This is a genomic window from Agrobacterium sp. ST15.16.055 (assembly GCF_027956555.1).
In the GTDB taxonomy this organism is placed as follows: domain Bacteria; phylum Pseudomonadota; class Alphaproteobacteria; order Rhizobiales; family Rhizobiaceae; genus Agrobacterium; species Agrobacterium salinitolerans.
The window spans coordinates 256,334-270,195 of record NZ_JAQKGN010000004.1 but is presented as its reverse complement, the minus strand read 5'-3'; the positions used below and the strand labels follow the sequence as shown (position 1 = coordinate 270,195).

The following is a 13,862-nucleotide window of genomic DNA, read 5'->3' as shown; positions in this document are numbered from 1 at the left end:
TTACTGTCTTTCCTTGACATGGGTTTCATAACGGACGCGGGCCGGGCCGATTTCGGCGCGGTCGGAGACTTCGGGCACCGCCACATCCCACCAGTGACCGCCGGCCTGCGGGGTCGGATAGGGGTCGGTATCGATGACGATGACAGTCGTGTGGGTGGAGGCGCGCGCGGCTGCGAGCGCGTCTTCCAGCTCCGCGATGGTGGAAACCTTGCGCGCATCCGCTCCCATCGAGCCGGCATGGGCGGCAAAATCGATGGCGATGGGATTGACGTTGCTGTGGGCGTAGAGATTGTTGAACTCCGCGCCGCCGGTTTCCATCTGCAGGCGGTTGATGCAGCCATAGCCCCTGTTGTCGGTGATGACGAGCGTGATCTTGACGCCCATCGCAACCGATGTCGCAAGCTCGGAATTCATCATCATATAGGAGCCGTCGCCGACCATGACGATCACATCGCGGTCCGGTTCCGCCATCTTGATGCCGAGGCCGCCAGCCACCTCGTAACCCATGCAGGAGAAGCCGTATTCCATGTGATAGGAAAGCGGCAGCTTGGATTTCCACAGTTGGTGCAGCTCGCCCGGCATGGTGCCGGCCGCGCACATGACGACGGTATTGTCACGCGACTGGCGCTGGACAGCGCCGATCACCTGCATGTCGGTGGGCAGGCTGTTCACATGCTCCTCGCCCGGTGCCGCCGTATCGGCATCGGCCTTTTCGAACCATGCTGCCTTGAGGCCCGCATCGGTCGCCGCAAAACGATGGCTACCGAGCGCTGCGGAGAGTTTTTCAAGCCCGATTTTGGCATCGGCCGTCAGGCTGATCGCATCGTGCTTGGCGCTGTCATAGGGCTGAACGTTGAGTGCCAGGATCTTGCGGTGCGGGTTTTTGAACAGCGCCCAGGAGCCGGTGGTGAAATCCTGAAAACGCGTTCCGACGCCAAAGACCAGATCGGCTTTTTCGCTGATTATATTAGCGCTTTCCGCACCGGTCACGCCGACGGGACCGAAATTGAGATCGTGATCCCACGCCAATGCCGATTTACCGGCCTGCGTTTCGACGACAGGAATGGAGTGGGTTTCGGCAAAGCGCTTCAACGTGTCGGTTGCGCCGGCAAAATGCACGCCGCCGCCGGCAACGATGATCGGGTTCTTCGCGGCCCTCAGCGCGGCGACGGCCTCTTCGAATTCCACCATATCCGGCTCGGGGCGGCGCTGACGCCAGACTCGCTTTTCGAAGAAGCTGACAGGGTAATCATAGGCTTCCGCCTGCACATCTTGGCAGAACGCGAGCGTGACGGGGCCGCAATCGGCCGGGTCCGTCATGGTGCGCATGGCGCGGGGAAGCGCCGTCAGCAACTGTTCCGGGCGCATGATGCGGTCGAAATAACGGCTGACCGGGCGGAAGCAGTCATTCACCGTCATCGTGCCGTCGCCGAAATCTTCGAGCTGTTGCAAGACCGGATCGGGACCGCGATTGGCGAAAACATCGCCGGGGATCAGCAGAACCGGCAGGCGGTTGACATGCGCAAGCGCTGCTGCCGTTACCATGTTGGCAGCGCCGGGGCCGATGGAGGAGGTGACCGCCATGGCGCGCCGGCGACGCAGCTGCTTGGAATAGGCAATCGCCGCATGCGCCATGGATTGCTCGTTCTGGCCGCGATAGGTCGGCAGTTCTTCGCGAATGCCATAAAGCGCCTCGCCGATGCCGGCGACATTGCCATGGCCGAAGATGGCCCAGACACCGGCAATATAGGTCTCGCCATGCTCATTCATCTGCGCGGCGAGGTAACGAACCATAGCCTGCGCAGCCGTCAATCTGATTGTCTTCACGCTGCCTCTCCCTTTTTGGCGCGCGCCTCATCCCATATACGGCACAGGCTGGTATAGCGCTGCGCCATGTCCTTCACCGCTTCCTCATCGGTGATCTTGCCACCGAGCCAACCCCGCGCGGCGTCGGCGAAAATCGTGCGGCCAACGGCGAAACCCTTGACCAAATCGAAACCGGCGGCAAGGCGGAAGCTCTCCTCCAACTCGCTTTGCGGTGCGTCTAGACCAAGAACGACGATGCCCCGCACGTAAGGATCGTTGCTGTGCACGGCGTCGCAGGCATTTTTCCATGCCGCGCGAGTCTTCATCGGCTCCAGTTTCCACCAGTCGGGATAAACGCCGATTTCGTAGAAGCGTTCGATGATGCGCGCGGCGGTCAGATCATCTGTCGGGCCGACCTTGGAGGGAATGACCTCGAGCAGCATTTCCAACCGGTTGCGGCGGGTCGCCTGGAACAGACGCATTACCGTCTCCTCCTGCGCGGCACGCATCTCGTCGGTATCATCCGGATGATAGAAGCACAGAACCTTGACGACATTTTCCAGCGGCCATTCGGAAAGACCGCCGAAATCCTTGCCGAGTTCGGGTTCCAGCGTCAGCGGGCGCGAACCCGGCCATTCCACCGGGCGACCGATCCACAGGCCGGAGCCGCTGGCGGCAAACAGGGCGTCGCGGCCAAGACGTCCGTCGCAGAGAATGCCGTAACCCGGCCTGTCGCCGGCAACCTGCTGCGCGGCCTGAAGGCATAGCTTCTTGAAAGCGCCGATCTGCTCGTGCTTGACGCCAAGCTCGTCGGCTATGGCTTCCAGTTGCATGCGGTGATCGAAGGCGAAGACGCGCATCGTGTCCCAGTCGCCCTTGCGGTTGGTGGACCAATGCACCTGCTCCAGCGCCTCGTCCTTGCGCAGCGCCTTGTTGCGAATGCCGGCCTTGAAGAAATATTGCAGCTCTTCCCAGCTCGGATAGGCGGGCGTGCAGCCGTGGCGGGAAACGGCAAAGGCGCCACAGGCATTGGCGTATTTCAGCGTCGTCGGCCAATCCTCGCCGCGCAGCCAGCCGCGGAACAGCCCGGCCATGAAACCATCGCCCGCGCCGAGAACGTTAAAGACCTCGATCGGAAAACCTTCGCCCGTCTCGCCATCGTCCAGGCTTGCGGGAATATCGCCGGTGAAGACAACGGCGCCCATCGGGCCGCGCTTGCACACCAGCGTCGCATTCGAAACCTTGCGCACGGCGTTCAGCGCGGTCAGCGTATCGGTGGAACCGCCGGCAATGTGGAATTCTTCCTCGGTGCCGACGATCAGATCGAAGAGATGTAGGGTGGATTGCAGCTTGGCGGTGACCTTCTGCGATTCCACAAAGCGGCTTTCGCCATCGCCATGGCCGGCAACACCCCAGAGGTTGGGTCGGTAATCGATGTCGAGCGCTGTTTTCGCACCGTTTTCGCGGGCAAGTTTCAGCGCCTTCAGCACGGCTGCTTCCGTCTTCGGATGCGACAGATGCGTGCCGGTGGCGCAGATGCAGCCAGCCTCGGCAATGAAGGCGGGATCGATGTCGTCTTCGCTAAGCGCCATGTCGGCACAGTTCTCACGATAGAAAATCAGCGGAAACTGGTTCTGGTCGCGAATGCCGAGCAGCACGAGCGCCGTCAGCCGCTCCGGGTCCGTCTTCACGCCGCGCACATCGACGCCTTCGCGCACCAGCTGTTCGCGGATGAAACGGCCCATATGTTCGTCACCCACACGCGTAATGACCGCGCTGTTCAATCCAAGGCGTGCAGCACCGGCTGCAATGTTGGTGGGAGAGCCGCCGATATATTTGGCAAAGGAGGCCATGTCCTCCAGACGGCCGCCGACCTGCGAACCGTAAAGGTCGACAGACGAGCGCCCGATCGTGATAAGATCAAGTTTTTTCAAAAGGTTCCTCCTTAGCACCGCACGCTGGCGCGGTCTGCCTCATATGTGTCGAGCGGATCAGGCAACCATGCCGCCAGTTGTCGCCATCCCGCTCGGGTGAGCCTCCTCCGCTCACTTGTCCCGTCACGAGACGGACAGTCGTGGAATGCCCGTTTCATGGATTTGGATCATAAATTCTATTTTTTCCATTTTCAATAAAAATATTCAGGCGGTCTTGCGTGTTCCGACAGCAACCGCCAGCGTGATGGCGAGACAGAGCGTGGCCGAAAGCGATCGGAATGCGCCGAAATCGATTTCCGTCACCGTCAGAAGTGTTGCACCGGATTTCCGGAGCGGATTGACCGCGGAATCGGAAAGCGCCACGACCGGAATACCGTTGGCGCGGGCGTTTTCCGCAAGCTCCAGCGTCTCAGTGGAATAGGGCGAGAAGGTGATGGCGATCAGCGCGTCGTCGCGGGAAATGGCGCTGATGTTGCCGAGCCCGCCAACCGCACTGTGCAGAACCGCCGGCACCTTCATCTTCTCGAACGCATAGGCCAGATAGCTGGCGATGGGGAAGGAGCGGCGCAAACCGATGATATGCACGGTGCGCGCCTGGGAGAGCGCTGAAACCGCCTCATCAAGCTGCTTCGTGTCGACCGATTTGAGCAGCATTTCCAGCGAGGAACGGCCGGCCTCCACGAATTCCGCCAGCAGGCCGGAAGCGCTTTCATCGCCCTTTTCACGCAGATGGTCGAGCCGTGTGGCGTAATCCGGCCAACCGCCGACATAGGAATCACGGAACAGCCGTTGCATTTCAGAAAAGCCGGAAAAGCCCATGATCTGGCAAAACCGCATGAAGGCTGAAGGCTGCACGCCCGCCCCTTCCGCCATTTCGGCGACGGTGGAAACGGCGATGCGATCCTGATTGGAGGCGACATAATCGGCGCATTGCCGCAATCGTTTCGGCAAACCCTCCGCGACCTGGAGCAGCCGCTCCTCAAAAGCCTTTACGGATTCTGGCGCCTCGATTGCCGTCATTGTCGTTCCTTCGTGCGGACTGAAATCGTGTGCACTTTAACTGCAGTGGAATTTTTATTCCATTGGGTTTTTTAGGAAACGGTAAATGAGGTCGGGTGGTGCTCGCGTGGCATTGCTTCCGTCATTCCGACGCAAAGCCGGAATGACGGGCTGAGGGTGAATTGCGTTTCAAATTAGTGCAGCCCGCCAACTCCGAGATGCGTATCGATAATATCCGGGTTTTCCGCAAGATCGCTGGATGGCCCTTCCCAGACGATGCGGCCGCGTTCCATGATGATGGCGTGGTCGGCGAAGTCGATGGCCATCTGGATGCGCTGTTCGACGAGGAGGATGGTCATTTCGCCGGATTGGGCGAGCTTGGAGAAGGCTGCCATCAGCTCCTCGCAGATGACGGGAGCGAGACCTTCGAGCGGTTCGTCGAGCAGCAGCACGCGCGGCTGGCCAAGAATGCTGCGGGCCGTGGAAAGCATCTGCTGTTCGCCGCCGGAGAGCTGCGAGCCGAGATTGCGGCGGCGCTCTTTGAGACGCGGAAACAGCGTGTAGGCTTCCTCGATGGCCGATTTTGGCCGAGCCTTGAGGCCGACAAACAGGTTCTCCTCGACGGTAAGCGTCGGGAATACATCCCGCGTCTGCGGCACGTAACCGAGGCCGGCTTTGGCGCGGGCGGCACTCGGCAAAGCGGCGATGTCCTGCCCGCCGATGCGGATATCGCCGGCGAAGCGTTTCGTCTGGCCGGCCAGTGTGGCGAAGAGGCTGGTCTTGCCGACGCCATTGCGGCCGAGCACGGCAAATCGCGAGCCCGACGGCACGGAAAGCGACAGGCCCTCGATGACCCTTGTCGGGCCGTAACCGGCGGTGAGGTTGGTGATTTCAAGCGGCGCTGCGGGCATCGGCGTAACTTCCCAGATAGGCTTGGCGGACTTCCGCATTGCTGGTGACGTCTTCCGGCGAGCCGTCGAAGATGACGGCGCCTGCGGCGAGCACCACCACACGTTTGGCAAACCGGAAAACCAGATCCATGTCGTGTTCGATCATCAATATGGCGAGATCAGCCGGCAGCCGGTCGAGCGCCTGTTCGATGCGCGCCGTTTCCGTGGAAGGCACGCCGGCGGCGGGTTCGTCGAGCAGCAGGATTTTCGGGCGAAGCGCCATGGCCAGCGCGATCTCGATCAGACGCTGCTGGCCATAGGCGATTTCGCGCACCCGAGTTTCGGCAAGCGCCAGAAGGCCGAGCGTGCCGAGAATGTCGCGGGCTTCGCTCATGACCGAGGGCATGGCGCGGTATCGGCCGAAAATCCGGCCCGTCTTGCCTTCGCGCTGGAGAATGGCAAGCGCCACATGTTCCTCCGGCGTCATGTCCTGAAACAACCTTGTGACCTGGAACGAACGGACGAGGCCGCGCTTCACCCGCTGGCTGGCGCTGAGGCCGGTCACATCCTCGCCGGCGATGCGCACCGTTCCGGCCGAGGGCTTGATATTGCCGGTGACAAGATTGACGAAGGTGGTCTTGCCGGCGCCATTGGGGCCGATCAGCACCGTGCGGTCTCCCGGCGAAAGCGACATCGACACATTATTGGTAACGACGAGGCCGCCGAAATTTTTCTTGAGGCCGGAGACTTCGAAAATGGCGCTCATTTGCGACCTCCACGAATGCGCGCAATGATGTCTTCACCCGCGCCATAAAGCCCGCGCGGCGCAAACAGCACGACGGCAATCAGCAGCAGGCCGACAATGGTGAGCCAGTGGAACGGGTTGGCGGCGGAAACCACATCCTCGAACCACATGAATGTGACGGTGCCGATCAGCGCCCCGTAAAGCGAACCTGCGCCACCGAGCACCAGCATGACCAGCCCTTCGGCTGAAAGCGTGAAGCTGAGGCTGTCGAGACCGACGACCTGGGTGGAGATGGCGTTCAGCGCGCCGCCAATGCCGGCGACGATGCCCGATATGACGAACATCTTCAAAATAGTGCCATTGACCGAACCGCCCATGGCCTGGATGCGGATGCTGTCCTGCTTGACGCCGCGGCACAACATGCCGAAGGGCGAATTGACCACCACCTTGAGGGCGAGGAACACGAGGAGCAGCAGACAGACGCCATAGATATAGGCGGTGCGGCCAAAAAGATCGAATTCGAAAGTGCCGAACAGGGCGTCGGGAGAGACGCCCGATAGCCCGTCGCTGCCGCCGGTCCAGCCGGAGGCTTTGTTGGCGGCCTCGTGGAACAGGTGAATGACGGCGATGGAAAGAACGAGCTGCGGCAGGCCGTGGGCGCGCAAGAGAACGGTGCCGGAGACCAACCCGGCCACGCCGCCCGCGCCTGCGCCGATCAAGGTCATCAGTAGCGGATCGGTGATCTCGAAATGGGCCGCGGCAATGCCGGCGGCATAGGCGCCCGCGCCGAAGAGCGCGGCATGGCCAAGTGTCGCGACGCCGCAATAACCGGTAACAAGATCAATCGACAGCACCAGCAGCGCGATGGCGATGATGCGGGTCAGAAGCGCCAGATTATCCGGAAACAGATAATAACCGGCAATCGCGGCCATAATGATGAGGAGCGGTCCCGCAAGCGTGCGCAGCGGTGAGCGCGCCTTCGGGATCTCTGCCGTTTCAGTCACGTCGTTCATGAGCACCGCCATCTCATTTCGCCCTTCCAAGAAGGCCGCGCGGGAACAGCGTGATGATCACGATGACCGCCAGGTAAAAGAAGAATTCGCCATATTCAGGAGCAAGATACCGCCCGGTCGTGTCGATCGCGCCGAGCAGAAGACAGGCGATCAGCGCGCCGGGAATGGAGCCTGCGCCACCAACCGAGACCACCACCAGGAAGGTCACCATGTAGCGCAGCGCATAATAGGGTTCGACCGGCAAAAGTTCCGCGCCGATGACGCCGCCCATGGCGGCAAGGCCGACGGCGATGGCAAAGCTGACGGCGTAGATGATTTCGGTGCGCACGCCGAGTGCGGCTGCCATGGCGGCATTATCGACGGCTGCGCGCAGCTTGATGCCGAAGGCCGTCTTTTCGAAGGTGAACCACAATGCGCCGGCCACGGCCAGCCCACAGGCAATGGCGAAGATGCGGTGCGTGGCGATGGTGCGGAAGCCGAGATCGGTGGGGCCGGCTAGTTGCTGCGGCAAGGGAATGGTCTTCAGCGTTGGGCCAAAGACGAAATTGGCGATGCCGATGATGCAAAACGTGATGCCGATGGTCATTAGCACCTGCGTCAGCTCCGGCGCGCCATAGATGCGGCGATAGAGGAAACGTTCGAGCGGAATGGCGATGACGATGGTGCCGACGATGGCGACGAGGATCGCCACGGCGTAACCGAGACCGAGGCCGTGGGCGGCATAGGAGGCGAGGTAACCGCCGATCATGGCGAAAGCGCCATGCGCCAGATTGACCACCCGCATCAGCCCCATCGTGACCGAAAGGCCGATGGAGATGATGAACAGGACCATGCCATAGGCAAGCGCATCGACAAGGATGCTGAAGACCGTCTGCATGCTGAAAAGCTCCTCCCGGTGCTGCAATGCCCATCCGGGCCGGAGACGGGCCGCTATTGGCGACCCGACAACGTCGTCAAAACTGTTCTTTACTTCGCGGCGGCGAGGCCCGGATCACCCTGTTTTTCGAAGGTCTGGACTTCCTTGTTGTAATAATTGCCGTCATCGCCCTTGGCCACTTCGCGCAGATAGATGTTCTGCGTGATGTGGCGGCTTTCCGGATCGATGCTGACCGGGCCACGCGGGCTTGTCCAGGAAAGACCCTTTACCGCGTCCACCGCCTTTTCCGCATCCTGCTTGCCGCCGGTGGCCTCGATCATCTTGCTGATGACGTACATGCCGTCAAAGGCGCCAACGGAGGGGAAGGACAGTTCCTTCGGATTGCCGATCGCCTTGGTGGCGGCTTCCACGAAGGTCTTGTTCTCAGCGGAATCATGTGAGACAGCGTAATGGAAGGTCGTCTGCATGCCGAGTGCTGCCTCGCCGAGCGCCGGCAGATCGGATTCCTGTGTCAGATCACCCGGTGCGAAAAGTTTGACGCCTGAAGATTTCAGGCCGTTATCGTTGAAGGCCTTGACGAAGCCGAGCGTGGTCGGGCCGGACGGCAGGAAGGCGAAGACGCCTTGAGCGCCGGAATCCTTCACGCGCTGCATGATCGGGCTGAAATCATTGGTGGAAAGCGGCATGCGGATGGTTTCCACCACTTCGCCGCCGGCGGCGGTGAAGGCTGCCTTGAAGGCGTTTTCGGCGTCGACGCCCGGGCCGTAATCGCTGACCAGCGAAATGACCTTCTTCACGCCGCCGTCAAAGGCCACCTTGGCGATGGGGGTGGAGGTCTGCCAGGTGGTGAACGAGGTGCGCACCACATAGGGGCTCTTGGTCACGATGGCCGAAGTGGCGGCATTCATGATGACCATCGGCACATTGCCCTGCTTCAGAAGCGGCGTAACCGCCATGGCGTCGGGGGTGAAATAAAAGCCGGCGAGATATTGCACGCCTTCCTTGACCACCAGCTCCTGCGCCAGCGCCTTGGACTGCGCCGGATCGGCCTGCGGAACATCGCGATAGACGATTTCAACCGTATCGTCGCCGACCTTGTTGCCGTGAAGGGCGAACCAGGCGTCGATGCCGGCCTTGAAGTTCTTGCCCTGCAACGCGAAGGGGCCGGAGAACGGACCGACTACACCCACCTTGATCGTATCGGCATAGGCAACGGAACTAAAACAAATGGCCGCGATGGCGGCGGTGATCCGCATTTTCATGACTTCCTCCCAATTGATCCGTGGCTCCCGTCCACCGATCCAGGCTGTCAGATTGATGAGTGCGGCGGCCAAAGTAAAATGAAATAAGGGGGGGTATAAATAACCTGACGGTTATCAATAACGGCTTTGTTGCGCCCCGCCCCAAACCGGAAAGGACAATAACGCCGCCTGAAAGATTTTCAAACCGGTTCCGTCGCCGGTCGTTTCAGACGCGGGAAAACAGCTTCGGGTAAACTCGGTGCGCAATGGTGTTCACGCGAAGGCGAACGCCACGCCTTAACCAGTTTTAAGGGGATTGTTCGTAGCCTCGCGAAGAATATTTCTGAACTTTATTTGGTGTCTGATGAGCGAATATCAAAACAGAGCCGTTGAGCTGATGCGTAATCGCGTCGGCGAAAGTATACTCAACAACAAGATCGAACGCCGCGAGGCGTTTCTTCGCAAGGCGCTCACGCTCTATCTCGGCATGGGCGGAACGGCGGAGGGTGTTCAGGCCGCCGCGCGGGACGTCGCCACCACGCCTGCGCCGACCATCGACGTCGCCGTCGGAGACGTCATGTACAAGCTCGCAGCGGTCGGGCATGTCTCCGATCTCGATATCATCCAGGCTGCCTATAACAAGCTGGATGCCGCCAACTTGCATATTCTCAGCAAGGGCAAGAAGCTGCTGCAGAAGCAGCGGGACCAGAAGCTCGCCACCGCCGCGTCGGCAAAATAGGCGGACCGTCTCCGGTTGGGCGGCGGCCCATGCGCCATATGCCCCAACGCTGGCTGGAGCATATGGTCTTTACAGGCCATTGTTTCAGGCGATGACGGGTATCCAGATTTCCACGCTTCCCCGCCCGGTCTCAGGATTGAAGCGCCGGTCATAACGTTCGAAATCGGGAGAGTCGGCGGTTTTCAGTCCGGCATCGGGCAGCGCCTTGTTCCAGATCGTGTAGACCGTTCGTGGAAGATCCGAGATGTGTCCGTTATGGGTGAAGACCGCGTAGGATTGTGCGGGCAACTCGATATGATCCATGCCCGGTGTTGTTTTCAGCGCCTGGACGCCGGCGAGATAGGTGCAGTTGCCGGCTTCATCGGCGGCACTGCACACTCCGTAGGCGGCCCCGGATACCACCTCCTCGACCTCGCTTTCGCGCAGATTGAAGCGCTGCCAGAGGGCGGGAATGGTGCTGTTATTCTCCAGTGAGCACGGGGTACTGAGACCCACAACCATAAAGGCGTCGGCACGGCGTATTTCCGGCGGCTGGACTTCGACGAACATGTCGGTTTTCATTTTTAATGGCTCCATGAGATCAAGGGACGAGGTTGATCGGGCCTTGCGAACAGTGCTCGGTAATGCATTGAAATAATTCGCAAAGGCTCGCGTGAACGCCTCATGGGACCCGTATCCCGCATCAAGTGCTGCGGTGAGGATGTCGCCATCGCACAGCGCGATGGTTTCCGCCGCCTTGGAAAGGCGGCGTGCCCGGACGTAGGACATGATCGACAGGCCGGTGGAAAGCTGGAACAACCGGCACATGTGATGTGTACTGATTGCGCAGCGATCGGACAGGACCGTCAATGTAAGGTCCTTGTGCAGATCGGTTTCGATCTGCCAGATGAGCTTGTCGAGAGCGGGCATGGGGTCTCCTGTGGTTCACGCCCTTACCATGCAAAACCGCTCCGCTTCCTGCTTGATCGGGTTTGACTTGTTATCGCCTTTTCCCGCCGCTTTTGCTCCCGCCGCCTCCGACTGGCTCTATCAGGCGACCTGTGGTGACAGGATTTCCTGCCAGGCGTCATAGGCCGAGAGAACCGTTTCCATTTGCGCGGTATGGCCGGTGATGAAATCATTGCCATAGATGGTTTCATCGGGATATTCGGTGATCAGCGTCATCGGTACGGTGTGGCGGTCATCGACGGACGACAGGCACGGGAAGCCGTTGATGATGCGAAAACCGGTTTCACCGGCGTGGATTTCATAAAGTGCGATTTGTCGGTTGTTGTAGTCGAGCAGGCCGGGAATGGCGCCAAGATGGCGGGTCACCCGGTCGAGCAGGGCCTCGGCCTGCCTTTCCCAGTCCGCATGGTGGCGGATGATGAGGAAGAAACCCTTCGGTAGCGTCCACATGGCGAAATTGCGCGGTACATAACCGGAAAGCGGTCGGGTCCATTCGTGAGATGGATAACCGTGCAGGTTCACATGCAGGCTGGCACCGCTGATGTCCTGCGCCTTGAAGCGGATTTCCTTCTCGTTGATATGGCTGCCTGAATTTTCCAGCGTGCGATATTCGAGATCGTCGCCGAGCGCCGTGTAACGGGCTGCGTGATGCATGTGGCGCGGATTGTCGGCTCTCAGCCGTTGATGCAGGGCGTAACCATCCGGATTTTCCAGCGGCGAAATGGTGAAATGCGCGCCCTTGCGTCCGGCGAGCCTGCGGGCGGCCCGGATGGCGCCGACAATGCCTGTGGTCTCGTTAGGGTGCTGACCGCCGCTGATCATCACGGCGGCATCGCTGCCGGCGACATACCGAGCGGCAAGAATACGGCCGGAACGAGAGCGCGCCTCGAATGCCTCGCCGCCGATTTCTTCAAGCAGCTTCGTGAGCTGGCCTGCCGCAACCGGTTCGCTGGCTGTATCGATCTCCTGTTCGCGACCATCGAGAAAGACGGTGGTGAGCCTGCGAGCCTCGATGCGGACGGAGACTTCGCCCTCGCTTTTGACGATTTCCGGTACGATCTGGCCGGGCTTCAGTCCCCGGTCGCCAAGCGGGCGGCCGGATTTTTTCTGGAAGAACTCCAAGAGCGAGAAATAGAAATCTTCATGCAGGGCTTCGCGCAGGCTGACGACTTCGTCGCCAACCGCCAGCGGCAGATCTTCGGCCGGATGCGTGACGCGAATGTTCAGTTCTTCGAAATAGGGCTCGTTGTCACCCCAGCCATGGTCGGCGACGGCTTGGATCGCCGCTTCGAAAAGCCGTTCGAAATCCGTCTCCAGCCGCTCACCTGAAGCGTTGCCGGCAGGCCGGAACCAGCCGGTGGGAGAGACGTTGGTTTCGCCGACGATATCGGTGTGAACCCGGTTCGGCGCCAGAACCTTCAGGGTTTCCGTCTTGCCGTTGCGGCTCAGGGTAACATCATAATGGAACTCGTCGTCTTTTCGGGCGATGAAGTCGATCTTCGTATCGCCCACCAGCGCCGCCAGGGGATAGGCCTCCAACCGGAAACGGTTGGCCGGCGCGCTGGCGTGCACCGGGTAACGCACCTCGATGGTGTCGACGCCATCGAGGCTGATCTCTTCCAGAAAGGTGAAGAGAAGCGGCTTGTAAGCGCTGCGGATGCGGGCGCTGACACCTTTTTTCTTCAGCCGGTTTTCGGCTTCGCGACGGCTTTTGGCGTCATCGAAGCTCCATGCCTCGAAGGACTGGCCGGGTTCGGCATTGGCAAGAAGCGTATCCAGCGTGCGTTCGAAAGTCTGGTCGAAAATCTGGCTCATCGCTGTTACCTCGAGGTTCTGCCGGTGGGGTCGAGGCTGTCGCGCAGCCAGTCACCGAGAAGGTTGAGGCCAAGCACCGTCAGAAGGATAGCAAGACCCGGGAAGACGCTGACCCACCATGCGGTTTGCAGATAGGTCCGTCCATCCGCCAGCATGCCGCCCCAGCTCGGAATGGTCGGATCGACGCCGAGACCGAGGAAGGTGAGGCTGCTTTCGAGCAGGATGTTGTTGGCGACATTGAGCGTCATCAGCACGATGACAGGGCCGATCAGGTTCGGCAGCAGGTGCTGGAGAATGATGCGCCAGTCCTTCACGCCGATAGCGCGGGCGGAAAGGATAAATTCCCGCTCCCGAAGCGTCAGCACCGAGCCGCGCACGAGGCGGGCATATTGCACCCATTGCGAGACGATCAGGAGGATGATGGTGTTGGTGAGGCTGCCGCCGACAATGGCGATGAAGGTGATGGCGAGCAGGATGAAGGGCATGGCGAGCTGGATATCGGCAAAGCGCATGACCAGCATGTCCCAGAAGCCGCGATAATAACCGGCCACCAGTCCGACCGCGACGCCGAAGATGACAGCGCCGATGACGGAGGTGAAGCCGACCAGCAGCGAGATCTTGCCGCCGGCGACGACGCGCGCGAGCACGTCACGCCCCAGCGGATCGGTGCCGAGCGGATGGGCGGCATTGGCAAACGGCTTGGCAAGGCGCGCCATGAGGTCGATCTTGTCGGCCCCGCCCGGAAACAGCACGTCGGAAAAGATGACGGCAAGGCAGATGATTGTCGTCAGCGACGCGCCGAGGACGAATTCGAGATTGGTGAAGCGCGAAAGACGCGAGGTTTTGGCAGCCATC

12 protein-coding genes are annotated in these 13,862 nt (G+C 60.6%); 1 reads left to right on the top strand and 11 read right to left on the bottom strand.

Going from position 1 to position 13,862, the window contains the following annotated elements; all coding sequences use genetic code 11:
* The 8 genes from iolD to PL599_RS09325 all read right to left on the bottom strand — a co-directional run bounded on the left by iolD (position 1) and on the right by PL599_RS09325 (position 9,526).
* Positions 1-1,827, bottom strand: coding sequence for a 3D-(3,5/4)-trihydroxycyclohexane-1,2-dione acylhydrolase (decyclizing) (gene iolD / locus PL599_RS09360; RefSeq protein ID WP_269824852.1), 1,827 nt, complete (start codon positions 1,825-1,827; stop codon positions 1-3).
* Positions 1,824-3,740: a bifunctional 5-dehydro-2-deoxygluconokinase/5-dehydro-2-deoxyphosphogluconate aldolase gene (locus PL599_RS09355; protein ID WP_269824853.1), complete on the bottom strand. Its 1,917-nt coding sequence runs from the start codon at positions 3,738-3,740 to the stop codon at positions 1,824-1,826. The genes iolD and PL599_RS09355 overlap by 4 nt, the downstream gene beginning before the upstream one ends.
* Before the next feature lie 204 nt (positions 3,741-3,944).
* A complete protein-coding gene (locus tag PL599_RS09350) occupies positions 3,945-4,760 on the bottom strand; it encodes a MurR/RpiR family transcriptional regulator (protein WP_142913128.1) in 816 nt (271 codons plus the stop codon).
* A gap of 173 nt (positions 4,761-4,933) precedes the next feature.
* Positions 4,934-5,650, bottom strand: coding sequence for an ABC transporter ATP-binding protein (locus tag PL599_RS09345; RefSeq protein WP_077984045.1), 717 nt, complete (start codon positions 5,648-5,650; stop codon positions 4,934-4,936).
* A complete protein-coding gene (locus tag PL599_RS09340) occupies positions 5,631-6,395 on the bottom strand; it encodes an ABC transporter ATP-binding protein (protein WP_077984044.1) in 765 nt (254 codons plus the stop codon). Before PL599_RS09340 ends, PL599_RS09345 begins: the two co-directional genes overlap by 20 nt.
* On the bottom strand, positions 6,392-7,399 hold the full coding sequence (locus tag PL599_RS09335) for a branched-chain amino acid ABC transporter permease (RefSeq protein ID WP_142913125.1): 1,008 nt from the start codon (positions 7,397-7,399) through the stop codon (positions 6,392-6,394). Before PL599_RS09335 ends, PL599_RS09340 begins: the two co-directional genes overlap by 4 nt.
* Position 7,400: 1 nt before the next feature.
* Positions 7,401-8,264, bottom strand: a complete 864-nt coding sequence (locus PL599_RS09330) for a branched-chain amino acid ABC transporter permease (protein ID WP_077984042.1) — start codon at positions 8,262-8,264, stop codon at positions 7,401-7,403.
* A gap of 89 nt (positions 8,265-8,353) precedes the next feature.
* On the bottom strand, positions 8,354-9,526 hold the full coding sequence (locus PL599_RS09325) for an ABC transporter substrate-binding protein (RefSeq protein ID WP_142913123.1): 1,173 nt from the start codon (positions 9,524-9,526) through the stop codon (positions 8,354-8,356).
* Positions 9,527-9,869: 343 nt separating this feature from the next.
* Here PL599_RS09325 and PL599_RS09320 point away from each other — a divergent pair, with 343 nt between their 5' ends.
* Positions 9,870-10,244 carry a hypothetical protein gene (locus tag PL599_RS09320; RefSeq protein ID WP_077984041.1) on the top strand — a complete coding sequence of 125 codons (375 nt, stop codon included), beginning with the start codon at positions 9,870-9,872 and terminating at the stop codon, positions 10,242-10,244.
* A gap of 84 nt (positions 10,245-10,328) precedes the next feature.
* Here the strand turns inward: PL599_RS09320 and PL599_RS09315 are convergent, their stop codons facing one another.
* From PL599_RS09315 to PL599_RS09305, 3 genes are all read right to left on the bottom strand, one after another.
* Entirely contained in the window at positions 10,329-11,153 is an 825-nt protein-coding gene (locus PL599_RS09315) for an AraC family transcriptional regulator (RefSeq protein ID WP_269826616.1), read from the bottom strand.
* 120 nt (positions 11,154-11,273) lie between these two features.
* Positions 11,274-13,007 (bottom strand): M14 family metallopeptidase, encoded by a 1,734-nt coding sequence (locus tag PL599_RS09310; protein ID WP_269834363.1) that lies wholly within the window; start codon positions 13,005-13,007, stop codon positions 11,274-11,276.
* 5 nt (positions 13,008-13,012) lie between these two features.
* A complete protein-coding gene (locus tag PL599_RS09305; RefSeq protein ID WP_077984038.1) occupies positions 13,013-13,861 on the bottom strand; it encodes an ABC transporter permease in 849 nt (282 codons plus the stop codon).
* Position 13,862: the final 1 nt, after the last annotated feature.

Coding starts and splice junctions, on each gene's coding strand:
- PL599_RS09305 (WP_077984038.1), bottom strand. CDS start 13,861: ATGGCTGCCAAAACCTCGCGTCTTTCGCGCTTCACCAATCTCGAATTC.
- PL599_RS09330 (WP_077984042.1), bottom strand. CDS start 8,264: ATGCAGACGGTCTTCAGCATCCTTGTCGATGCGCTTGCCTATGGCATG.
- PL599_RS09345 (WP_077984045.1), bottom strand. CDS start 5,650: ATGCCCGCAGCGCCGCTTGAAATCACCAACCTCACCGCCGGTTACGGC.
- PL599_RS09310 (WP_269834363.1), bottom strand. CDS start 13,007: ATGAGCCAGATTTTCGACCAGACTTTCGAACGCACGCTGGATACGCTT.
- PL599_RS09315 (WP_269826616.1), bottom strand. CDS start 11,153: ATGCCCGCTCTCGACAAGCTCATCTGGCAGATCGAAACCGATCTGCAC.
- PL599_RS09325 (WP_142913123.1), bottom strand. CDS start 9,526: ATGAAAATGCGGATCACCGCCGCCATCGCGGCCATTTGTTTTAGTTCC.
- PL599_RS09350 (WP_142913128.1), bottom strand. CDS start 4,760: ATGACGGCAATCGAGGCGCCAGAATCCGTAAAGGCTTTTGAGGAGCGG.
- PL599_RS09320 (WP_077984041.1), top strand. CDS start 9,870: ATGAGCGAATATCAAAACAGAGCCGTTGAGCTGATGCGTAATCGCGTC.
- PL599_RS09335 (WP_142913125.1), bottom strand. CDS start 7,399: ATGGCGGTGCTCATGAACGACGTGACTGAAACGGCAGAGATCCCGAAG.
- PL599_RS09340 (WP_077984044.1), bottom strand. CDS start 6,395: ATGAGCGCCATTTTCGAAGTCTCCGGCCTCAAGAAAAATTTCGGCGGC.